The sequence below is a fragment of the Oscillibacter sp. MSJ-31 genome (assembly GCF_018918025.1).
Taxonomy (GTDB): Bacteria; Bacillota; Clostridia; order Oscillospirales; family Oscillospiraceae; genus Hominicoprocola.
In genome coordinates, this window is record NZ_JAHLPT010000003.1 from 112,438 (window position 1) to 135,353 (window position 22,916).

The window sequence follows — 22,916 nt, forward strand, 5'->3', positions numbered from 1 at the left end:
GCAGAGACACCTACCTTATACCGGGGTCTTATTATACCAGAACCGGGTTCGAATTGGAGGACCTCTGCCGAACATTTTTTGTAAACAATTTGAGTCCAAGCTTTATGCTGTGACCGTCTCCCCGCAGCCAATGCAGAGATAGGTAAAAAGATGAGCCTTCGGAATACGATAGGCTCTGCCGACTTTGAGGCAACAGACTTTGCCTTCACGCAGGATGCGATAGCCGGTCTTCGTACTGATGCTGAGTATTTCACACATCTGCTCAATGGGATCGGCAAGCTTTGTTCAAGGATCGTTTGTCGGTCATCATCGGCAGGAAGTATTGTCTGAGTGTGATCCAGTTGAGGCAATGCGTTACTTCGAGGGACTTACCGGAAGGAGCATTTATGCGAATCACGCCGAAGTCGAAGAGTATGTGCTTATTCATCCAACACACCCGGTTTTAGACCGCGAAAATGCACTGCGGGAGGATATTGCACAGACGGAGCATCAGTATGAAACGGTTAATCTGAGTCTATTGACGCGCGACGGAGTACCAGGTCAGCGTTCGGGATTAAATTGGGGACAGCGACCAAACAGAAATCCGAATGAGGCTTATATACATCTACCAAGACGCATAGCCAAGAGTGGTTTTTTTCCATTAGAAGAGAGACACTTCACAGCTATCACGGATGATCGTCATCAACTGATATTACGAGTTGAACAGCAAAATGACAAAGCAATTACCACACCAGCACGGAACAGTGATTTAGGTGAATACTTCCGAAACCGCTTAGGGCTTGCGAACGGCGAGTTTGTTACCCGTGATGCGCTTGATCGCTATGGGAGAACAGACGTAACATTTGTCAAACTGGATGAAGAGACATATCTAATGGATTTCTCCGTATAAAACAACGGCATGACGTTTTGTCATGCCGTTGTTTTTATTCATCAATATTTGCGGGCATTGAATCGTATGGGATGCCAGCGAAGCTTTTCAGTATCGCTTCAAAGATAATCTGCGCACCACGACACGGTACTGCCATGCCAATTTGTTTGCGGACGCTCTCCTTATTTCCCTCAAAAATAAAGTCATCGGGAAATGTTTGGAGTCTTGCCCGTTCCCTGTTTGTCAACGCACGAGGCTCTGACCAATGATAGATATGCGTTCCTCCACCACCGCTTCCAGTAACAGTGTACGCCGGTTTACTTGGATCGAGTCTCTTATATATCTGGCTGATCTTTGCACCAGAAATATTCAGCTGCAGATTTTCGGGTAGGTCTGCGGTGAAGGCATTTTGCCCCGGTTTAATATACTTTAACCGTTCAACAACAGTTGCAGACTGCTTTGTTGCATCATTGTTTGGAGCGTCATCTGGGATAGGCGGAACTTCTATTGCCGTCTTACAGGTATTGTCGATTCCTGCATAAGGAGCGTATGAGGGGATTTTGAACTCTACATCAATATCATTTCTTATGCCGACAATTATAATTCTGTGTCGGGCTTGTGGAATCCCGTAGTTTTCAAACTTGTACAAGTTGGGATAGAGTTTGTAACCGGCTTTACGCATCTCGTCGAGAATCTTTGTGAATGCCTTACCGTCATTTGCGTTACGAAGACCACCTACGTTTTCTGCAAGAAACCATTGCGGCTGATAGAGCTTCAAAACCTTAACGCCGTAGGAGTAAAGGGGGCCGTAAACACCGTCCATACCTTTTTGCTCACCAACAACACTGTAATCATTGCAGGGAAAACCGAATGCGAATGCATCGATGGGAGATAACTTGGTCAAATCAAATTTTCTGACATCGGCATGGTAAACACTCGCCGGAGCGTCAGGACAGATGTTGCGACGGTACGTTTTACATGTATTCTCGTCATAATCGTTTGCCCAAGCATGGACGATGCTATAGTTCGGATCACCTATGTCGGCATGGGTTGCTCCCCACGCGAGTCCTCCGGGTCCGCAGAAGAGTTCTCCTAATTTGAAAATCATTGTTTCTTCCTTCCTTTCGTGAACAGATCTATTTGTTCTTGGGTGTTTTTTCTTTCGTCATCAGTAAGCAGATCTGCATTGTGAAAAACCTGCTTGTAGGAAGAAAGAGCTTCATCATCCAGATAGCCAGCCATAATGAACAATTCAATGAGGTTGCAACCATAGAGCTTGGATAAAGACCGCAGAACCGTCGGATTTACTCCTGACTGATTCTTGTTGTTTTCAATTCTGCTAAGAACGGAATTGCTGATTCCGGTTTTAACCTGTACATCTTTTAGGCTTAACCCGTTCTCTTCTCTTGCTTTTCTAAGAAAATCACCTATATTGTTCATACGACCACCTCACCATACTCAATTATAGCATAATCGCTGCGAAAATGCAATAGTTTTTGCAAAATCGCTGCGGTAACGCAGCGATTTTACAAAAGCGTAATACATAGAACAAAAAAAGAGCCTCTGCCGACACCCAACTGGGCATCGACAGAGGCTCTTGGCTTGTTCTCAGAGCATTCAAACAAGTGGCGAAATCGACACTTATTTGCGCTGTAAATTCGAATCCTCACAGGGAATATAATCACAAGGGGCAGTCAGTTTGTGAGGCTGGGAGGCTTGATATTTCAGCCCTTTTCGACCTCTAATTGTCTACTCTGCGGATGCTTCCGGGTGAAGCTCGGACAGGCAAGCAGTTCAGCCCGAAAGCTCTGTTTGCATCCGTGGATGCAGCGGACACAAAAGCGGTTATATCTCCGTCGTCCGCTGTCTCCGATGAAGAATGACCATTCCTGCCGCCATTTTTGGCTTCTGCTCATAAGTCAAGCTCTCCTTTGTGCTTTTGGGGCGGGCAGCACTCCTTCTGTTTCTCACTCTTTGCGGACTTGAGCCGATCCATGATAGATGACTTCTCACTTCGCTCCGGGACTTTATCTTCCTTCGGACCGTTATTGATGATCCCGTCAATCATGCCGTAATCATCCTCCATTGCCATCTCAGCCGACTTGAGATAGTTTTCCTTTTCAAGTGCCGCCATCCAGCTTTCCTTGCTGATGCCGAGCATCCCGCCCTTTGCAGCATGATCGGCAATTTCCTTGGCATCCACACACAAGCCTTCGGTGTTATCCGAATAGAGCCGGTAAACCTCGCAGCCCTTTTCGAGTGCCTTTTCAGCCGCTTCCTGACCGGCAGGAAGAACACCAGCCCATGCGTAGCCGTAATTCTTCATGTCCTGCACGGAAAGCGCAGGATCAGGCATTTCCGGCACTTCCATGACTTCGAGCTTGAGAAGACGCATTGTGTCATCATCAAAGCCGTTGTAGACCTGATCGAGAACCAGCTTGCCGCGCTCATCGACAATGATACAGGCGGCATCGTCTCCGTAGGTATCATGCTCCATGAGGAAGAAGCTGTGACCGTCCACCTCTTTGTGGTCAATGGTGTGCCAAGTACCGATATGACCGGCAACTGCCAGACCGGAGGTGTCCATATTCATCTCAAAGTCTTTCTGCTCCACAGCTTCCTGCTTATGCTGTTCCTCACTGATCATGGGGATCGCCACGATTTTATCTCCCAGCTTTGCGAACATCTCCGGCTGTTTGAAGAACTCTGCATACTTGAGTGCAAGATCACCGTAGAGAGAACCAAAGCTGTCTTCCGCCAGCCCCACAACCATGAATGTTCCGGCAACAATGTCATAGATGTCCCCGTCTTCATCTCGAAGGGCGCGGTTGAGGGGCAGACCTTCGAGCTTGGCTTCCCCATTGCAGACAATGGCAACCGGGTCATTAAACGGATAAACAGCTTCGATACAACCGCCTACCATGCTTTGCAGGGAACTGAGATCAGAGCCGACATCGGCAATGCGCGGAGCTTTTTCCGGTTCAACCACCACAACGGTCATTCTGCTGTCCTGCTCCTGAGACTCAGCAGAGCCGGTGATCCGGTATTCGTCGGGAATGTCATCCAGAGAACCGTCGAACTGCCTGTCCCAGCTATCGCCGGTGCATCGGACATAACCGGCGTCGGTAAAGCGTCCCTGCTCATCCATTGCAATGTCGCGCCCATAGCGCTCATAGTCGATGTAGTCTGCCAACGGTCCGAGATCCTTTTCGGAGTAAATACCGATTTCGTGAGCATAGTAATAGCCAAGATCGGACTCGTCGTTGATACCAGGCATAACATCATAGCAATCCAGATTGAAGGTCAGATTGATGAGATCGTCAATGTCGCTGACTTCATCGCATCCGGCTTCCATAATGGCAACGAGCTTTTCCTGATCGCTCAGGGAAAGCTCGTCAATCAAGGCGGCAAGGTAGTTGAGCTTATCAAGACTTTCGTACTCGCCAAGCATTTTCTGAACGCCATAGATCGGGCATTCATAGTCGGTAATAAACCATTCCTCATAGGGCTGACCGAACTCATCCTTCGAGCCGATCCCGATGCGCTCAAAAACCTTCTGCATTTCTTCCTCGGTTGTGGGAAACTTCACCCATTCACCGACCAGCTCACCCTCGTTGTACTTTCCGAGATTGGTGACAAAGGCTTCAAAATCTCCATCCAATACGGGCATAGGCATCCTCCTTTCAGTCATCCATCATGCTGTCCGGCATGATGTAGAGTTCGTCAAACTCAGCGTCAGTCATCGCTTCGAGCTTCTGGACGGTTTTATACATCAGCTCTGCGATCTCGCCGTCCATATCGTTCAAGGTGACGCTCTTCATATCGTCGATCAGTCGCTTCCGGCTGGAGGTGTTAAAGCAGCACATCAGGTTGGTTTCTTCCACGGTAAAGTTCTTCATATCAGAGTTCCATATCCTTTCCTTTTAATTTCTGCGGTTTCTGCGGCTGGGACGGCTGTGCTTTCTGTGAGGCTTTCAGCTTTTCCCGGATGGATTCACGGGCAGCAGGTTTTTTCGGAATGGTGTCATAAATCGCAATTCCCGCATCCTCCACAAAGTTGCGGACATAGGCAATGTCTTCACTGAATTTGAAGGGCTTGTCCGGTTTCGTGATGTCGGTCAGCTTGACCTCATTTGCGGTATAATCAACTGCGTCGATCCGGCACTTCATTCCGTCCATCATGAGGGTTGCGCCAACGGGGATGTAATCTGCGCCCTTGAGGTCTTTGAAGGTATCGCCGTCCTTTGAGAGAAAGACATCTGCGCCGGACTGCCAGAGCTTTTTGGACGCAGCAACCCACGCGCTTTCACGAAAGCCCGTGACCGGCATAGCGGACTTGCCGCGCACTTTCTTCTCCAGAACCTTTGTGCCGAGAAGAGGCGCGGCTTTTTCCGCGTCCTTGCCGTACAGCTCAAAATAGCCGTTCTGAGCAAAGCAGACCAGCGCTTCGGGATGCGCCTGTTTGACTGCCTCGTACTTGCGGAGTTCTGCAACGGGCAGAGGGGCAAGCACCTCCGTCCTCTCAGCCTCCGGCAGTCTGTCACGGCGGCTTTTCTGCTTGGTCAACACTTCCGCCAGAGCATCCGCGTCCTTCGGGAGCGTCCGGTGGGTTTTGACGCTGCCATGCTCACCAACCAGAGCCATTGCTGCATCGAAGCTGCTACGGCAGGGCGCGTCCAGCATATAGCCGTCCGCAAATGTCAGACGGTCATGATCCGGTGCGACAGAGTTCTGCGCCACATTCGCCGCCTGTTCGCGGTAATTGACCTCGAACACATCTCCGTACACCTTGCCTTTGCGCACTTCCTTCGGTATGATGACACGGGCAATGCACTCGTCACGGGTCTGCTCGGCATAGAACCGATAGGTGTTGTGATCCCTTGTTCCCTGAATGAAGACCTGATTCTCTCTGAGACAGTGCGTCCCATGCGGACGGCAGAACCACATCAGTACCTTGTCCTCTGGCTCCTTGCTTTCCGCTGCGCAGCGGATGATGCGCTTGTCGATGTCAAAGTCCTCCTTGTAACTGTCTACATGGGAGTCCACCAGCTTTTTCAGCTCCGCGATAATATCCACGTTCGTATGTTTCTTCTTCATAGGCATCACTCGAATCCAATGTCGTGAGATTTCTGCTTCGCAGGAGCTTTCTTCTCTGACTGGAACTTGGCAGCAGCCTTGAGCTGGTCCCGGATGGACGGCTTTTCCTGCTTCGTTTCCTGAGCTTTCTCGCGTCCGATGTATTCCAGCGTCGGCATCAGCTCCCGATAGCAGCCCTGTGTCTTCCTTGCGGCGTGACGGCGATGGATTTTGAACATCGGCTCACCGTTTCGGGTGACGGTGTTGCCCTCGATTTTCACCTTGTACTGCGCCATCGTGCGGAAGGACTGCTCGGACGAGCGGTAGGTTGACCTCATGCCGTCGTTATGGTAGGCGATTTGCCCCTTGAGCGTGTCCATGACGGCATCCTTGATCTTCTTTTCCTCCGGCGTCAGGCGGTGCTTTGCGGGTTCAACAGGAGCTTGTACAACCTCAGATGCTGTCTGCTTCTGAAATTCTACGGTGAACAAATCAAGAAGTCCGGGGTTGACCTTATCCACGATGAAGTCCGTGCGGTTTTCGGCGCAAACCTCCACCTTTTTCGCCCATTCCTTTACGGAAGTCGTAATCCGTCCGTCATGGGATTTCTGCTGGACAGTGTTTGCCAGCACATAAGCAATCCTTTCGGAAGAGAACTTCTCCATGACTCCTTGAACGGCAGCTTGCGCATTCAACCGATTATCGCCGTAGTTCTCATTGATCGTTGTTTCAATCGAATCACGGCAAGCAATATTGGCAAGGAGAGATGCCCGATATACGTCCATCTCACCGGCTTCGTAGGCGTAGTTTGCCATTTCGTGATAGATTGGTACTTCGATGTAGGATGGTGTGATCTCAATGGCTTTTGCCGCTTTTTCTTGAAACTCCCCATAATCCAGTATGGTAATCTCATCATCCAGAACGCCTAACTCTGTGCAAAGAGACTTCATAACGGAATGTGCCGTGGTGTCCTCGTCTGGAACAAAGCCGCCATCTTTGAGCTTCATACTGCTGTCATAGAGTGAGTAGTCAAAGCCGCCGTCCGTAGCATGGACTTCGATATAGCCACGTTCTCCGATGCTTACGGCAATTTCGCCTGCCTGCTCTACCGCTTGTTCTCTGGATGCCACCAACTCTTTGAGCTTGGCGTCAATGCTCTCGATCATCTCAGCCGCCGTCTTGCGGATGGTGTCCAGAGAGCTTTTCAACTCCTTGGTTTCCTTGCCGGATGACCAACCAGCGATGTACCCGAAGGAGTAGTCCGAGGTTTCAATGCCGTACCGCTGGCAGACGGTGTAGGCAACGCTTTCTGCCTCAACCTCCTTGGTGTGCCTGTCTTTTCTATCTTCGGGAGCTGTCTTTGCGTCAGGATCAATAGCATGGAGCTTTGCGTGAGCAATCTCATGGATCAGCGTTTTGATTGTCTGCATCTCGCTCATGCCTTCATCAATGGCAATACGCTTATCGACCTGATGGTAATATCCATGTGCGCCGCCTTCGATTTTCTCAAGCTCGACAGACACGGGAGAAACTTCCTTGAGGACGCGCCAAAAGTCTTCGTATCGTTCGACTTTACCGGTGAGCTGATCCACCATGATGTCTGGAAGCTCCTTGCCGTCCGTCTGAGATACATCGAATACGCTCACCACCTTAAAAGCGGGACGCATGATTTCCACAGTCTCCGTTACGGGCTTACCGTCCGCATCCAGTACCGGCTTCTGTGTAGCGGGGTCAATCTTCTCGCGTTCTTCCTGTGCTTTATAGGGTGCGGGTGCAAGAATCTTGATGCCCTTTTCGCCCTTCATGACCTGACGGTCAAAATTTCGCTGCCATGAGGTATATCCAGCAACATAGGTTGCATCCGGCTTCTGCATGGCAATGAGCAACGTATTGTTGAAGGAATAGCTGTAAAACTTGGACATTGTGCGGAGATATTCCTTGAAACGCTCAGATTCAAACAATTCCTTGATACCCTGTTCCAGCTTGTCCGTAATCTCGCGGACTTGCTGGGCATTTCTGTTTTCAGCCATTTACGACCTCCTTATCCTTGATTTTGGTTAGAAGAAAGCCCCGGCTGAGGTTTGCTCATCAAACGAGCTTTGATCTCAGACGGGGTTTCTTTTCGTGTCAACCGGCGATGGAAGACATTTTCTTCATGTTCCCATTCAATGAGCCGGTCAAACATTTCCGGGTGATGAGTAATCATGTGGCGCAATTCGGCATCGCTGGCATTGGGGCAGAACCAGCATCCGTTTCTCCGGCAGTGTGTGTAGATCGGTGACAAAAGACCGCTTTCCTCGCAGAGTGTTCGGGCTTCTGCTTCCGTCACTCCGTACTTACCGAGAAGACTGACCTTGTGAATCCCATCCAGACGGGCAAGGCGCTTTTGTTCATCGGATGCAATGCCGACATAGCTCACCGTGTCAGGAGACAGCGCGGCATTGTACTTGCGGATCGGGGGTACTTTGCAGTCACGGTTGACTGCGCACATTCCCGGCCAGACAAAGCCGCGCTTTTTCCCTTCGTTGGGTCCGCGGGTGATAATGTGATGGAACACATCATCATAGGTCTTGTCGGCGCGTAGGATGGTGAACTTGATGCCAAGCTCCTTTTCACAAAAAGGCTTGAGGCGGTCATAGATGAAGTCCCGGTGTTCCGGGACTTCACCACTTGTTGTTTCATCGAACATGACCTCACTGAACACGGCTTCATCAAGCGGTTCATTGTGCTGTGCAGCCAGCAGAAGGGTTGCCACACTATCCTTGCCTCCGCTACAAGAGGCAACATATTTCGGGCGGCTCATCGGTCAAACTCCATCTTGAAGCTGACATACTTGCCGCCGGTATCATCCAGCCGGATGACAGCATCGTAGAGCTGCGGCTTTTTTGGCGTATAAAGTCCGGTTACTCTGCACCACCCCTTATCCAGCAGCTCTTTTGCGATCTTCTTTGTCAGCTTCTTTTTCTTGGAAGAGAAGAACTTGTTGTCTTCCCACAGGCAGAAGTTGCATTCCTTACTGGAACAATAGAAGTTGCCCTTGCCCACATAGACCGGAGAACCGCAGCGGGGACACTTACCGATTTCCTCCCTGCCCGTTCCGAAACGTTGAGCCTCGGCGTCGGACAGGAAGGGGTAGGCTTTCACAAGTTCCCCGGTCATCTGGACGATGCCGCTCAAAAAGGTGTCTGCATCCGCATTGCCGCGCTCAATCTGCATGAGCGTGTTTTCCCATTCCGCTGTCATGGTGGGAGAGGTGATCTGCTCCGGCAGAACGCAGACGAGATTGCATCCGTCTTTTGTCGGGACAATGGACTTGCCCTTGCGCTCCGCGAAACCGGACTTCACCAGCTTCTCAATCACACCGGCACGGGTGGCAGGAGTTCCGAGTCCCTTCTTCTCGGTATCATCGTCGAACTCCGCGTTTCCGGCAGTCTCCATAGCCGACAGGAGAGTATCTTCTGTAAAGGCTTTGGGAGGGCTTGTGAAGTGTTCCGTCACGCTGGCAGATACAGACTGGATTATGTCGTTTTCTTTGAAGCTGGGAATGGCTTTCTCAGCATCAACCGCTTCCTTGTCTTTGAGGGAGTTCTTGAAACGCTGCTCAATGGCTTTCCAGCCGTCCTGCACGATGGTTTTGCCCTTCGTTTTGAACTCATAGCCCTCGCAGGAGAGCGTCGCGGAGGTTTCATTGAAGATGTGCTTTTCTCCAACTGCACACAGAAGACGCATCCCGACAAGATTGAGAATCTTCTGCTCAGACAGCGGGAGTGTGGAAATATCCTGCTTTTCGAGCTGGACAGTGGGAAGAATGGCGTGGTGGTCTGTGACCTTGGCGCTGTCCGTAATACGGGCAATGTCCGGCGTAGCCGATACTCCGTCAAAGAGCGGAAGCTGGCGGCAGACAATAGAGATCACCTGACGGGCAGTAGCCTCCATGTCATCGGTGATGAACTGACTGTCCGTGCGCGGATAGGTCAGGAGCTTCTTTTCGTAGAGTGTCTGAACGAGATCAAGCGTCTGCTGGGCGGTGAAGCCGTAATAGCGGTTTGCCTCCCTCTGCAAGGTGGTCAGGTCATAAAGCCTCGGCGGATTGACCGTCTTAGTTTCCTTTTTGAGAGAAGAAACGACGGCTTGCTTTTTATCGCAAGCCGCCGCAATTTCTTTTGCCTCGTCTTCGTTTTTGATCTTTTCCAGATCGGCGGTCAGCCCGTCCTTGCCGATGTGGACATTGAAATACTTCTCTTTCTGAAAGGTGGAGATTTTGCCGTCCCGTTCTACCAGCATTGCAAGGGTCGGCGTCTGCACTCGTCCGACCACCAGCTTTTTGTGATAGAGCGTGGAGAACAGCCGCGTACCATTGATGCCGACAATCCAGTCTGCCTTGGAGCGGCTGAGCGCCGCTTCATAAAGGCGGTCAAACTCACTGCTGTCACGAAGATGATTGAAGCCGTCCCGAATGGCGGAGTCCTCCAAAGAGCTGATCCACAGGCGCTTGAAGGGTTTCGTGCATCCGGCTTTGTTGTACACCAGCCGAAAGATCAGCTCCCCCTCACGTCCGGCGTCGGTCGCACAGACAAGCTCGGTGACGCGCTTGTCCTTCATGAGAGAGGACAGCACCTTGAACTGCTGTGCCTTGTCCTTTGTGACCTCGAACATCCAGTTATCCGGGACGATGGGCAGATCGTCGTACCGCCACTTGCCGTAGCGTTCATCATAAGAGCTGGCGTCCGCCAGCTCCACCAAATGTCCGAAACACCACGAGACGATGTAGTTCCCGCCCTCCATGTAACCGTCCTTTCTGGACGCTGCGCCCAGTACCTTTGCAATGGACTGGGCAACGCTGGGTTTTTCAGCAATAACTAAAATCATTCTTCATCACCGTCCGTTTCCTCGTCCTCCGTAATCTGCGGCTCTTCATCCTCATTGATGTACGGCTCTTCCTCATAGCCTTCATCGTCAAAGAAATCCAGATCCTCATCCTGCTGCTTCTTGCCGCGAACAAACCTGATGTAGTAGTATGCCGCACCGCCGATACCGACCACCGCAACAATGCCGATCACCATGCCGGTATTGCTGCTCTTTTTGGGCTGCTCAACCTCAGAGGGATCAGGCTCCGTAGAGGGGGCTTCCGTCTCCGCCGCCTTGCCGGTGCATTCACTCGGGTTGTTCTTGCAGACAGGGCAGGAAGTGTTGACTTTACCGGCTTCGCACTTATCGGCGCAGGTACAGACAACGGCAGGAATATCCTCTTCATCCAGCAGATCGGTCAGGTCACGCTCATCCACGAGATTGAGAAAATAGGTCTTATACTGTTCCTCATCCTCATTGACCGGCGCATCGTAGTCAATGACAATGTAGAAGGTGTTGCCACTTTTCGTCTGAATAGTGATAAACTGCTTGTTTGTTGCCTTGTCATAGAGCAAATCACGGGTATAGGCGTTGCCCTCATCATCAATCGGTTCACCCTGCTTCGGCTTTTCCGGTGTAGGAGTGTCCTCCGGCTGAGATGCCTCAGTGACAGGAAGATTCTGCTCGGTGTCATCCGCGTAGGCAAACGCCGTCACGGAGAAGCAGGACAGAACCGCGATGCAGACCGCAAACATGGTCAAAAAACGAATACGCTTAGTCATTCTCAGATACCTCCTGTTCGATAGATGCTGCCGGACGGGACGGCTTGCCGCCCTTCATGTCAGAGAGGAAGGACATGATCTGATCCTTGTCCATGCACAGAGCGCGGATGGTGTTGACAATTTCAAGGTTTTCCATCTCTGTCTTCTTGTCGTAAAGCGCCTTGAGCTGGGCTTCCAGCTCAGATTTTTTCTTTTCTGCCTTCTCAATGTCAGAGAGGACTTTCTGATACTTGGGATTCATATAAAACCTCCACTTTCAATAGTTCGGTCTTCCAAAGGCGTAAAAATGCTGCTGCCAGTAGGAAGAATTGATTGACGTGTACTGAATGGGATCGCCGCAGTGCAGCATGACTCCATCCCCAACATAGATGCCAACGTGGGAGACACCGGGCGTGTCGTATGTTCCGACAAAGAAGATGAGATCGCCGGGTTTTGCATTTGCCTTGGAGACAGGCGTACAGACGTTGTAAAGTCCCTGCGCACCGAGTCGCCCGGTATTGACAAGTCCGCTGTTTGTGAAAACGTAGCTCACAAAGCCGGAGCAGTCAAAAGATGTGTCGGGATTGGAGCCGCCCCACACATAGGGATAGCCGATGTACTTTTCAGCCTCTTCGATCAGCGTTGCAAACTTCTCGTCGTTCAGGTATTCCGGGTTGACATCGTAGTCGGCGGGGGGATTTGTGATGTACTTGTCCACATAATCGGAATTGGGAAACAGATCCTCTCGGTTGCCAAGTCCCGACATATAGGTTGCGTACAAGGATAGCTCATCCTGAGACATGATGTAGACCGGAACATGGGAAAGATTGAAGTTTTCCAGCGTCACATAGCAGATGTAATAATCATAGGGAACACGGTAGGTTTCCGTATGGGTGTTGCCGTCTGAATCCGTCCATGTGTCGGTTTCTGTCCGGTATCGGGTTTCGACGATGACCTCTTCGGTAAGGATATACTGTTTGTCAAACAGCATTTGAAGCGTCCCCTGTACCTCGTCCAGCGTGAACTCGCCCTCGTGAAGAGCAGAGAGAATGGAGATCAGCACATAGGGATCATGCTCAATGTCATCCAGATCGAAGTGATATTCGTCATAGTCATGTGTGCTTTCATAGGTGTCGAGATAGCGTTGCAATTCCTGTTCCATCCGGCAATACTGTTCTTCTGCACCGAGCATCGCGTCATCCTCGCTGAGATAGGAGGAAGCAATGATGCCGGCACCTGTCTGCGTGAAAATCGAGCTGCATGAACTGATACCGGCAGCAAGAAATACGAGAATACCAAGTCCAACGCCGATCCAGAGAAACGCCTTTTTGTTCTTCTCAAAGAACTCCTTGAGTTTATCAGCCGCCTTTTCACCGGCTTTCTTTCCGGTGCTTTTTGTTGCTGTCCCGGCTGTCTGAGAACCGGCTTTTCGGGCGGCAGCGTACTCCTTCTTGATGTTCTGCTTCTGATAATGCCTGTTCATGTTCTGCCTGTGCAGCTCAGGATGCTCCTGCTGATTTTTCTCATATTGGAGCTTGGCGTCTGCGGTTTCCGCCTTATGTTCCAGCTTGGACACCTTCTCATAGGGCTTATTGACGCTGTTTTCACGGTGATGACTGTAATGACGGATTGCCGTCTCAGCGACGATCTCCGTCTTGTGCGCTCCCTCAACAGCGGCGTTATCCTGCTCAACCTCATGAAGCTTACCGTGAACGACGGAGCCGAGTGAGTCCCCGATCTTACGGACGGTTTTCTCCGTTTCAAAGGAAAGCTTGCTCTGCTGCTTGGGCTTTTTCAGCTCATCCTCAAAATGCAGGCGCGTCTTGCCCTTACCGGATGCCTCGTCAAAAACGCGCTCCTTTTTGAGTACCTTGTGTGTGGGCAGCTTCTCGCGGGCAGCATCCAGCCGCTCGTGTGCCTTTTGGGATTTGCGCTCAAGACGATGCATTTTCGGAGAGGATGCAGAAATATCCGGGATCGGGGCTTCCGCAGCCGTTTCAGCCGCTTGGGACAGAACAGCATCCGCGTCAACTGCTTCAACCGCAGATGTCTTACGCAGCTTATGCATGACAACCGTTTCGGCAATTACCGCGCCGGTATGAGAAGGGCTGCTGTGCTGCTCTGAGAGAGGCAGCTTTAGCGGTGTTTCTGACACTGGAACGGCTTCGTGTGCGTTCTGGGGTGGATTTTCCGATTTTTTCTCTTCTGTGACAGTCGTTTCGGAAGTCGGCTGAGTGCCGGTATTGTCCGTGTGTTCCTCCCGAAACTGACGCTGTTGTCGGCGCATCTGCACCTTTTTCTGTTCCTCCGCAGAAAGCGCCTCAGCGGGCTTTGATGCTTCAACCGGCTTTACAAGTTCTGCATCTGCTGTCCGCCCGGTAACGCTTTTGCTCGTGCCTTCGGTCAGGTTTTCTTCCACTGCGCCGTCACGGGTCATCTTCATAACCACCTTGTCACGGGCTTTCAGCTCCGATTCCTTTGGCATTAAATCTCACCTCCGATCCGCTGATAGGCAAGCTCTGTGTATTCCGGATTCAGCTCAATGCCGACAAAATGGCGTCCCATCTGCTTTGCGACCATGCCGGTTGTGCCGCTACCCATGAACGGATCAAGGACAATGCCGCCTTCAGGACAACCGGCAAGCAGACAGGTTTCCACCAGCTTCGGAGGATAAGCGGCATAGTGACCGCCCTTGAAGGGAACCGTGTTGATCACCCATACATCGCGCTTATTTCTCAGAGGATTGATGTCGCTGTCCTTGATTTCGCCCGGTTCACGAGGACGGTTGATTCGCTGTGCCTGCGGCTGACCGGGAATGGGCTTACCGTATTTGTTTCCGCCCCGCATACCGCGCTTCATGCGCTCGTAGGTGGCTGGGGCAATAGGCTCTGCGATTGCCTTGTGGTCAAAGAAATACTTCTTGGATTTGGAAAACAGGAAAATATGCTCATAGCATCTGGCACAGCGGTCTTTCACGCTTTCGGGCATGGGGTTTTCCTTCATCCAGATGACGTCGTTCCGGAGATACCAGCCGGAGTCGCGCAGTGCAAAGGCAAGCATCCACGGAATGCCGATCATGTCCTTGGGCTTGCAGCGCTCAACCTTATGGTTGAGCGCTACCGCCTGACCATTTCTGCCGTTTGGGTTCTTGGGATCAACATAGCCGCCCTGATTGCTCGTTCCTGCATAGGTGTCCGAGATGTTCAGCCAGAGCGTACCGTCAGGACGCAAAACGCGCCTGACTTCGGTAAACACTTCGGTCAGGCGCGAGATATATTCTGCCGGTGTTGTCTCTCTTCCAATCTGGGCATCCATCCCGTAATCGCGCAGGGCGTAATACGGCGGAGAGGTCACACAGCAATGAATGCTGTCATCCGGCAGCGTCTTCAGGACTTCAAGACAGTTGCCGGTGTAAATCGTATCGAGTTGTATGGTCGTTACCTCCTGTTCCTTGGGCTTATTGAAATGTAGCCGGATTTTATGTAGAAGTTTTCAATAGAAGCTCTTAGTCGGAGAAAAACTCGTCCGGCTCATAATCGTCCTCGTCCTCTTCGTCAACACAGTCCGCCCAGCGGTCGAAGATTTCCTCGGCTTCCTTCGCAGCCTCGCGGTAGAGGCTCAGACGGTTCTTCTCAAAGGCGGCAAAGGCGGGAACAAACTTGCCAAACTCGCGGATTGCCTTCATGTCCTGCGTGCGCATATCTGCGACGCACTGAATGATTTCGGACATCGTGAGCAGATCGTCGATCATGGTGTCATAGTCTTCCTTGGCGATGGTGACGGTATCGTCATCATCTGCCTCCTGTTCGCGGGCGCGGAAGGTTTTGTGGACATCCTGCATCAGCCCAATGACACAGCTACGTGTTTCTTCGAGAATGCCCTGCATACGGGTAGAAGTCCGGTCAGTGCAGTCCTCCAGTTCCTCACGGATATGGAGATAGGCGCGGTGATGCTTTTTCAGCTCTGCTTCCTCACGGATAAGGGCGATTATGTCAGCGTTCATGTCGATGACCTCAAACAGCAGATCAAGCAGCTTGGTGACACTGCCCATCGTGGTATTGACGGGAACGTCCTTGATCTCTTCGGTAATGTTCTTGGTATTGAAGTTCTTGTTCATATTCAAAATCCTCCTTAATTCTGTACGGTTTCTTCGGGTTTGGTGGTCATAATGCGGTAGAGCTGGGTGTTTTTCGGGAAATCGTCCTTGAAGGGAACGATGGTCGAGCCGTAGAAGATCAAGCCCTCACCGGCATTGGAGTTGGTGATGTAGTTCTGCTGGCTGGGCGAAATGTTCAGCGCCTTCGAGAGAATTTCTCGGTCACCGGACGCCTGATTCAGCAGATACACGAAATCGGAGTTCTCGAAGATGTTCTCCACCTCACGGGAGGCAAGCAGATCCTTGACGTTCTGGGTAATCCCTGTGGGGATGCCGCCCCATTTACGGAATCTCTTCCAGATTTCCACGCTGTACGCCGCAGTCTGCTCTTCCTTCAACAAAAGATGGAACTCGTCCATGTAGTAGCGAGTTGCCTTATGCTGGGCGCGGTTGATGGTTACGCGGTTCCACACCTGATCCTGCACGATGAGCATTCCGAGCTTTTTGAGCTGCTTGCCCAGTTCCTTGATGTCATAGCAGACGAATCGGTTGTTGACATCAACATTGGTTCTGTGATTGAAGACGTTCAGAGAGCCGTGAACATAGATTTCCAGCGCCGTAGCGATGCGCTGTGCTTCCGGCTCCTTTTGATTTCTCAAAATGTTGTAGAGGTCTTCAAGGATCGGCATTTTCTCCGGCTTGGGGTCTGCAAGAAACTCCTGATAGACCATGCGGACGCTGCGGTCAATGATGGTTTTCTCAACCGGCTGCAAGCCGTCCTTGCCGCCGACAATTAACTCGCACATCGAGAGAATGAAGTCGGATTTCAGCGTCAGCGGGTTTTCCTCTTCGGAGTAGTTGACATTGATGTCCAGCGGATTGATGTAGTCCGTGCTGATCGGAGAGATACGGATAACCTGACCGCCGAGCTTCTGCACCAGCGGATAATACTCGGCTTCGGGATCGCAAACGATGATGTCATCCTCCGTGATGAGGAAGGCATTCGTCATTTCACGCTTGGCGGAGAAGGACTTGCCGGAACCGGGCGTACCGAGAATCAAGCCGTTGGGGTTTTTGAGCTGCTTGCGGTCAACCATGATCATGTTGTTGGAGAGCGCATTCAGTCCGTAATATAGAGCTTCCCCGGACTGGAAAAGCTCCTGTGTGGTAAACGGAATGAAAACCGCTGTGCTGGATGTGGTCAGTCCGCGCTCAATTTCCACCTGATTGACGCCGATAGGAAGCGAGGACATCAGCCCTTCTTCCTGCTGAAAGTCCAGCCGCTTGAGTGCGCAGTTGTATTTCTGCGCAATGGCGGCGGTCTGATACACAGCGTTCTCAAGCTTCTGACGGCTGGATGCCGTGTTCATGATGAGGATCGTCACAAGGAACAGCCGCTCGTTGCGGGTCTGGAGATCCTGCAACAGCCGCTTCGCTTCGCCGCCGAAGGTGGCAAGGTCAGAGGGAATGATGTCCATGTCGTAGCCGGAACGGACTGCTTTCTTCTGTTCCTCTATCTTCATCTTGTCAAGGTCGGTGATTTTCGACTTGATGCTCTTGATTGCCTTCGCCTGGTCAATCGTTCGGATATGAAAATTGACCGTGATGTTGCTGTCCATCTCAAGGAAGTCAGCCAGCATCCTGTCACTCAACTCCGGGGCGAGGATTTGCAGGAAACTCACTGCACCGATGGTTCTTCCCATTTTGAAGCACTTGCCTTCACGGAAGTCAAAGGAGGTGGGCGAGATAAAGTCTTTGGTGGAAAGCCCCGTCCGGGCAACCATATCAAAGGAAAAGCGGAACGGCTCATTGGTGTCCATATTGAACACATCATGCAAAACTTTCAGCCGCTCATAGCCCGACAGCGGTTCCGTCCTGACGCCCAGCGTCTTGAAGTTGTTGAGGATGTCCGTTTCAATGCGTTCCAGCTTCGGTTTTGCCGTGCGGATGGAATCTGCCTCAATGCCGAAGGTGATGTACTTTTTCTTGATCAGACCATTATTGCCCTTGGTGAGCTGATTTTGGAGCATCCCGGAATACTCGGAGCGGATGTCGTTGAAGGCATCCTCCTGTGCCGGGATATTGATGCGCTTGCGAAACTCGCCGAGGCTTGCCCGCTGATTGATGAAAGAGAGCTGGACGAAAATCGAGCTGTCAAAGTAGTTCAGAAAGTCGCACCAGTTCTCAAAGATCGCGGTCTTGTCCTCGTTCTGCGCAAGCTGGTAATTGATGTCCTCAAAGCCAATGGACTTGGTGTAGAGGCGGGAATTGACCTTGCAGATACCGTCGCGGCACATCTCCACATAGGGGATGGTCTGCTGGGCGGATTTACGGACCTTCTTTGCGCCTCTGTCTTTTTTCTTCTGAGAGACAATCCGCTTCTTTTCCTGAGCGGAAAGGGCATCGCCGTAAATGACACCATTTTTCACGGTCATCTTAGGCTTTGCCTTTGCTGTGCTGTTGTTCAATCTGCAATTCCTCCTGTTCTTTGATTTCCTGCTGAATCACAGCGTAGAGATTGCCGGTGCGGTAGGGGCGCACCTTATCACGGATAAACATGGACTGTACGATGTGGTACAGGTACTTTTCGGCGGGCTGACCGTCCTTTTCGTAAAGTGCAACGAAAATGAACGGGAGCATAAATACCACCATCAGCATTGCCGCCGTGGACAAGCCAAGGTGTGCTTTGGTGAGAAAGAAGATCGGAACACCGACTGTTGCGGCGATAGAAAAGCAGATAAGCTGCCGCTTGGTCAGATTGAACATGACCTTCGTTTTCACACGGTTAAGGTCCTTCGGAACCGGTACAAATGCCACTGCCTGACGCCTCCTTTCCGAGTGTGATGCTGCATTCAACCTCGTTGCCCCAGACGTCCCATCCATCGGGAGACTGGCGGGCAAAGAGTTCAATGCGTGGAAGATCACCCATGAGCTGAACAATGCGGCTGCGGGCTTCATCCGGCTTTTTGGAGTGCTGCTCGATATGACTCATGATGACCTGATGCACACCTGAGTTCACTCGCTTTGGGTGTCCCTTTGTAGCAAGAATGCAGATTTCCGCGTTTGCCCGCGTCCAGTAACCCATGCCGGTAAAAAGGCTGTCACTGATCCGGTTCTGCTTTACCCACACGAAAGCTACGGTTTTATAAGAAAATCCCCATGCGTCAAGAACCTGAAAGGCTTCCTGCATACATGGGAATGTGATCCAGAGGAAAAGAGCGCAGTCCTTCGCGGCAAGCTCTCCGATAGGTAGAGCTTTAATTGCTTCAATGTCCATCGTCGGATAGTGGCTTTCCGCCGAACGCCCTTTTCCTTTCTTTGAGTACGTCCGATACGCCCAAGGGGGATCGGCGTAGATGATGCTGTACTTTTTCATGCCGACCTCCTTAGTGCGCATGGAAGATAGATTTTGCGAGGCTTCCTGTTTTGAACAGCGAGAAGCACAGGATGACCGTGTACGCCGCCACAGAGAACAGCGCCGAATGGATGTCATCTGCGATGATCATACCGTTGATGAGGACGGCGTAAATGCCGACGCACACCATGATGAGGAAGCCCTGAAATGCCAGAGCAAACAGACCTTTGAGGTAGTTCGTACCGATGCTGCCCCATTCTCGGTTGCTCATTGTGGCAACAGGAATCGGGGCAACGCTGACTGTGCAGTAAATCTCAATCATTCTGCCATAGAGAATGACTGTAATGAGAATGGACATGATTTTGAGGCACAGACTGATAACCAGTGTTTCAATGGATAAGCCGAGAAGTTCACCGATCTCCATTGTCTCCATGCCGGTTCGCATCTGGTCGAGCGTCGCGGCAATGTCGATGCTTGTATTTCCGTGAATGACACCGGCTGCACCGGCAACCACGTTCTGCCCAATGTCGAAAACTGCCATCACGATGTCAAACGTGTGCGTCACGAGATAGATCGCCACAGCCGCCTTGAAAAACCATTTGAAGAACATCCAAGTGTCCATGTCATGAAGGTTGTTTTTCTCGGTAATCATGGAAATTAACTCGTAACACAGGACAAAGGTGATGATGATACCAGCGATGGGGACTATCACGTTTTCGGATAGTCCCCGGATCATCTGGTAAATGCCGCCGTTCCAGCCGGACGGAGTTTGCCCGACCTCGGCGGCAATCGTTCCCACCTTCTCATTGACATCGGTGAACATATTGGTCAGGTTGCTTTCAATCCATCCGATCAGCAGGTCTTTGATAGCCTGTTCGATTTTTTCTAAAATGCTGCCCAATATTTCACCACCTTTCGGTTAAGCTGGGCTTGCCGCGATTAACCGAACAGTCCGGAAAGCAGCGGGATGAGCGTCGTGCCGATGAGAACGACACCGCCGCCAGCCATGAGCTGCTTGATGCCCTGCGACTTGGCACCGGGGTTGTCGTTGCCGTAGCCCTCCATGAGGTTTACAACACCCCACACCGCCAGACCTGCGCCGAGCGCAATCACGAGCGTCTGAAGAACCGTAACCGCCTGATTGATAAATGCCATACTTGAATTTCCTCCTTGAATTTGTTGTTAAAGTGGAAGGAAGAGTGCCTTTTCAAGCACTCTCCCTTGTAGCTGCTTCTGTGTGCCTGCCGGATTAACCGAACAGACCGGAGAGCAGCGGAATCAGCGTCGTGCCGATGAGAACGACACCGCCGCCAGCCATGAGCTGCTTGATGCCCTGCGACTTGGCACCGGGGTTGTCGTTGCCGTAGCCTTCCATTAGGTTGACTACACCCCACACCGCCAGACCGGCACCGAGGGCGATAACGAGCGTCTGGAGAACCGTAACTGCCTGATTGATGAATGCCATAGATTTTTCCTCCTTGAATTGTTGAAAATTGAGCGTGTATTTTTGAAAATGGGCATAAAAAAAGAAGCCCCGTCGCTGTTCTGCTTTGGGATGAGCCATAAGGCTTTACCCACTGCGCAGTGCAGCGACGGGGCTTTAGTCCGCCTCGACCTCGCCCATATCATAGAGGTCGAACGTGTCATTAGGCTTGACGATCAGCTTACGTGTTCGGTACTTTTCAATGTCAAAGGCGTTTCGCTTATCAAAGTCGGAGAGCTGCCGGTATTTGGGATGCTTCGTAATATCGTATTTATTACTGAGAAAAGGTCTCACGCCGCGAAGCTGTAAAATACACTTGGCTCCGTCCATGACGGCGATCTCATCCTGAGACATCAGTTCCTTGCCGGTTTTCTGATAATTCAAGCCATAGGAGTTGTTGTTGGAACGGGTTTCTGAGGTGTTGTACAGATCAATCGTCTCTTTTCCAAGCACCTCACTGATTTCCTTGAGGGTGGATTTCTCCTTGCCGCCGAGGAAGAGTGTGCAGTCGCAGTTGCCTGTGATGGTGTCAGCCGCATCCTTATAGATGGTCTTGAGCTGGGACTGAGACTGCAAGATAATCGACGCCGAAATTTCGCGGCTTCGGATGGTGGCAATGAGCTTATCGAACTTCGGAATTTGTCCGATGTTCGCAAACTCATCCAGCAGACAACGCACATGGACCGGAAGCCGTCCGTTATAAACGTCATCTGCTTTGTCGCAGAGAAGGTTGAAAAGCTGGGAATACATGATTGCCACGACGAAATTGAAGGTGTCATCCGTATCGGAGATAATGACAAACAACGCCGTCTTCCTGTCTCCGATAGTGTCCAGCTCCATCTCGTCATAGCTCATCAGCTCACGGAGTTCCGCGATGTCAAATGGGGCAAGCCGTGCGCCACAGGAAATCAGGATCGACTTGGCTGTTTTGCCAGCCGCCAGCTTATATTTGCGGTATTGCTTCACAGCAAAGTGATCCGGGTCACGGGCTTCCAGCTCATCGAACATGATGTCCACGGGGTTTTTGAAGGTTTCATCGTCTTCTCTGGCTTCCGAGGCATTGATCATCTCAAGGAGCGTCGTGAAGTTTTTCTCCTGTTCCGGTGCCTCATACCAGATATAGCCGATGAGGGCTGTGTAGTACAGCTTTTCAGCCTTCACCCAGAAATCCTCGCCGGACTTATCGCCATCTCCCTTCGTGTTGACGATAATTGTATTGACCAGCTTGAGGATGTCCTTCTCTGAGCGGATGTAGCTGAACGGGTTGTAGTGCATGGATTTTCGGAAGTTGATGGTGTTCAGCGACTTGATCACATAGCCGCCCTTTTCGAGCATCCTGCCGCATTCTACCAGCACAGTCCCTTTCGGGTCCGTGACCACATAGGAGCTGTGCATCTGCATCAGATTTGGCTTTACAAAAAACCTTGTCTTGCCGGAGCCGGAACCGCCGATTACGAGGATGTTCTTGTTTCGAGCGTACTTCGGCTGTTTCGGACGGCTGTTCATGGTCAGGAACTCCGTCTGCGTCAGAATGACATTGTTGGAAAACTCCGGGTCCATGTACGGCTTGATGTCCTCCGGCTTCCCCCATCGGGCAGAGCCGTACTCTTCGCCCTGCCGGAACTTCTTGCGGTTCTTGCCTTTGACGTAGACTGCCAGCTTGAGCAACACGCCAGCCACCAGACCGATGAGTAGATCAACGGGATGAAAGCTTGGGAGCGGATTTACAAAGGCTGTGCCGAATACGGCAAAGCCGTTTGTCAGCTTGTCGATAAACTCCGTGCCGGGAGCGAGGCGGAACACGGCGGCGATCTTATCCGCAAAGTAGAAGGCGAGAACATACGGGAGATTCAGAAGAATCAGCTTTTTCACGTCGGGCTTGTTCACAGCTCCACACCCCGATCCTTGGTTTTGACCTTGACCTTCTCCTTGTGCTGCGCTTTGCTCTGGGCTTTCTCCTGATCCAGCTTGCGCCGGATGGACGGCTGTTCCTTCTGTTTGACCGTCTTGGCGGAGAACTCCTTGAAGGCGGCGGTCATCACATCAACGTCCCGCCCCTTGAAGAAGACCAGATAGCTGGGCGGCTCAACGGAGATGTCCTTTTTGAGTGCAAAATCCAGCCCATACTTGCTTGCCGTTCGCTCAAAGGATTTGATATTGCCGTCTGTCACTTCGATGTTGGATATGGCGGCATTCTGGCTCATCAGATGCTTGATGGACTGCTTGCCGCGATAGGTTTTAGGCTGGGACATCTGCTTCTGAGCCTTTTCAAGCTCCTGCACAAACTTATCCAGCGCCTTTTTCAGCACCTCGGCTGAGATTTTGCCGCCCTTGATCATAATGGCAACAACTTTGGTATTTACTTCGTCCTGCATGGGAACCTCCTTTCCGAAAATTGAATGGGACACTTACCGCTAAGGCGGAAAACC

The 22,916-nt window shown here is 51.4% G+C and carries 23 protein-coding genes; 1 reads left to right on the plus strand and 22 read right to left on the minus strand.

Annotated elements, in window-relative coordinates:
- Positions 1 to 102: 102 nt before the first annotated feature.
- Complete coding sequence (locus tag KQI17_RS03775; protein WP_216494884.1) at positions 103 to 258, minus strand: helix-turn-helix domain-containing protein; 156 nt, start codon at positions 256 to 258, stop codon at positions 103 to 105.
- On the opposite strand from KQI17_RS03775, the gene KQI17_RS03780 reads away from it, so the two are divergent.
- Positions 239 to 889 carry a restriction endonuclease PLD domain-containing protein gene (locus KQI17_RS03780; RefSeq protein WP_216494885.1) on the plus strand — a complete coding sequence of 217 codons (651 nt, stop codon included), beginning with the start codon at positions 239 to 241 and terminating at the stop codon, positions 887 to 889. The two genes, KQI17_RS03775 and KQI17_RS03780, sit on opposite strands and share 20 nt — an antisense overlap.
- 34 nt (positions 890 to 923) lie before the next feature.
- Here KQI17_RS03780 and KQI17_RS03785 read toward each other — a convergent pair whose 3' ends face one another.
- The 21 genes from KQI17_RS03785 to KQI17_RS03885 all read right to left on the minus strand — a co-directional run bounded on the left by KQI17_RS03785 (position 924) and on the right by KQI17_RS03885 (position 22,862).
- Positions 924 to 1,976, minus strand: coding sequence for a DNA cytosine methyltransferase (locus KQI17_RS03785; protein ID WP_216494886.1), 1,053 nt, complete (start codon positions 1,974 to 1,976; stop codon positions 924 to 926).
- Complete coding sequence (locus KQI17_RS03790) at positions 1,973 to 2,308, minus strand: helix-turn-helix domain-containing protein (protein WP_216494887.1); 336 nt, start codon at positions 2,306 to 2,308, stop codon at positions 1,973 to 1,975. Before KQI17_RS03790 ends, KQI17_RS03785 begins: the two co-directional genes overlap by 4 nt.
- Before the next feature lie 472 nt (positions 2,309 to 2,780).
- A complete protein-coding gene (locus KQI17_RS03795; protein ID WP_253285670.1) occupies positions 2,781 to 4,538 on the minus strand; it encodes an antirestriction protein ArdA in 1,758 nt (585 codons plus the stop codon).
- Positions 4,539 to 4,551: 13 nt separating this feature from the next.
- Positions 4,552 to 4,767 (minus strand): transposon-transfer assisting family protein, encoded by a 216-nt coding sequence (locus KQI17_RS03800; protein WP_216494889.1) that lies wholly within the window; start codon positions 4,765 to 4,767, stop codon positions 4,552 to 4,554.
- A 1-nt stretch (position 4,768) separates the two neighbouring features.
- Positions 4,769 to 5,965, minus strand: coding sequence for a DNA mismatch repair protein MutS (locus tag KQI17_RS03805; protein ID WP_216494890.1), 1,197 nt, complete (start codon positions 5,963 to 5,965; stop codon positions 4,769 to 4,771).
- 5 nt (positions 5,966 to 5,970) lie between these two features.
- Positions 5,971 to 7,974 (minus strand): DUF3849 domain-containing protein, encoded by a 2,004-nt coding sequence (locus KQI17_RS03810; RefSeq protein ID WP_253285671.1) that lies wholly within the window; start codon positions 7,972 to 7,974, stop codon positions 5,971 to 5,973.
- Positions 7,975 to 7,985: 11 nt separating this feature from the next.
- Positions 7,986 to 8,747, minus strand: coding sequence for a phosphoadenosine phosphosulfate reductase (locus KQI17_RS03815; RefSeq protein ID WP_216494891.1), 762 nt, complete (start codon positions 8,745 to 8,747; stop codon positions 7,986 to 7,988).
- Complete coding sequence (locus KQI17_RS03820; protein WP_216494892.1) at positions 8,744 to 10,813, minus strand: DNA topoisomerase 3; 2,070 nt, start codon at positions 10,811 to 10,813, stop codon at positions 8,744 to 8,746. The genes KQI17_RS03815 and KQI17_RS03820 overlap by 4 nt, the downstream gene beginning before the upstream one ends.
- Positions 10,810 to 11,574, minus strand: a complete 765-nt coding sequence (locus KQI17_RS03825) for a DUF4366 domain-containing protein (protein ID WP_216494893.1) — start codon at positions 11,572 to 11,574, stop codon at positions 10,810 to 10,812. Before KQI17_RS03825 ends, KQI17_RS03820 begins: the two co-directional genes overlap by 4 nt.
- On the minus strand, positions 11,567 to 11,815 hold the full coding sequence (locus KQI17_RS03830; protein ID WP_216494894.1) for a DUF4315 family protein: 249 nt from the start codon (positions 11,813 to 11,815) through the stop codon (positions 11,567 to 11,569). The genes KQI17_RS03825 and KQI17_RS03830 overlap by 8 nt, the downstream gene beginning before the upstream one ends.
- A 15-nt stretch (positions 11,816 to 11,830) precedes the next feature.
- Positions 11,831 to 14,038, minus strand: a complete 2,208-nt coding sequence (locus tag KQI17_RS03835; protein WP_216494895.1) for a C40 family peptidase — start codon at positions 14,036 to 14,038, stop codon at positions 11,831 to 11,833.
- Positions 14,038 to 14,985 carry a site-specific DNA-methyltransferase gene (locus KQI17_RS03840; RefSeq protein WP_371821949.1) on the minus strand — a complete coding sequence of 316 codons (948 nt, stop codon included), beginning with the start codon at positions 14,983 to 14,985 and terminating at the stop codon, positions 14,038 to 14,040. Before KQI17_RS03840 ends, KQI17_RS03835 begins: the two co-directional genes overlap by 1 nt.
- Positions 14,986 to 15,058: 73 nt before the next feature.
- Positions 15,059 to 15,670 carry a nitrogen fixation protein gene (locus tag KQI17_RS03845; RefSeq protein ID WP_216494896.1) on the minus strand — a complete coding sequence of 204 codons (612 nt, stop codon included), beginning with the start codon at positions 15,668 to 15,670 and terminating at the stop codon, positions 15,059 to 15,061.
- 14 nt (positions 15,671 to 15,684) lie between these two features.
- Positions 15,685 to 18,084, minus strand: coding sequence for a VirB4-like conjugal transfer ATPase, CD1110 family (locus KQI17_RS03850; RefSeq protein ID WP_216494989.1), 2,400 nt, complete (start codon positions 18,082 to 18,084; stop codon positions 15,685 to 15,687).
- 1 nt (position 18,085) lies between these two features.
- Positions 18,086 to 18,466 carry a PrgI family protein gene (locus KQI17_RS03855; protein ID WP_216494897.1) on the minus strand — a complete coding sequence of 127 codons (381 nt, stop codon included), beginning with the start codon at positions 18,464 to 18,466 and terminating at the stop codon, positions 18,086 to 18,088.
- The gene (locus KQI17_RS03860) at positions 18,435 to 19,025 is read right to left on the minus strand and encodes an MT-A70 family methyltransferase (protein ID WP_216494898.1); all 591 of its coding nucleotides are present in this window, start codon (positions 19,023 to 19,025) and stop codon (positions 18,435 to 18,437) included. Before KQI17_RS03860 ends, KQI17_RS03855 begins: the two co-directional genes overlap by 32 nt.
- Positions 19,026 to 19,035: 10 nt before the next feature.
- The gene (locus KQI17_RS03865; RefSeq protein WP_216494899.1) at positions 19,036 to 19,905 is read right to left on the minus strand and encodes a VirB6/TrbL-like conjugal transfer protein, CD1112 family; all 870 of its coding nucleotides are present in this window, start codon (positions 19,903 to 19,905) and stop codon (positions 19,036 to 19,038) included.
- A gap of 38 nt (positions 19,906 to 19,943) precedes the next feature.
- Complete coding sequence (locus KQI17_RS03870; protein WP_005934794.1) at positions 19,944 to 20,159, minus strand: Maff2 family mobile element protein; 216 nt, start codon at positions 20,157 to 20,159, stop codon at positions 19,944 to 19,946.
- A 94-nt stretch (positions 20,160 to 20,253) separates the two neighbouring features.
- Positions 20,254 to 20,469, minus strand: a complete 216-nt coding sequence (locus KQI17_RS03875; protein WP_005934794.1) for a Maff2 family mobile element protein — start codon at positions 20,467 to 20,469, stop codon at positions 20,254 to 20,256.
- A 135-nt stretch (positions 20,470 to 20,604) separates the two neighbouring features.
- Positions 20,605 to 22,374, minus strand: coding sequence for a VirD4-like conjugal transfer protein, CD1115 family (locus KQI17_RS03880; protein ID WP_216494900.1), 1,770 nt, complete (start codon positions 22,372 to 22,374; stop codon positions 20,605 to 20,607).
- The gene (locus KQI17_RS03885) at positions 22,371 to 22,862 is read right to left on the minus strand and encodes a PcfB family protein (RefSeq protein WP_216494901.1); all 492 of its coding nucleotides are present in this window, start codon (positions 22,860 to 22,862) and stop codon (positions 22,371 to 22,373) included. Before KQI17_RS03885 ends, KQI17_RS03880 begins: the two co-directional genes overlap by 4 nt.
- Between the last annotated feature and the right edge of the window lie 54 nt (positions 22,863 to 22,916).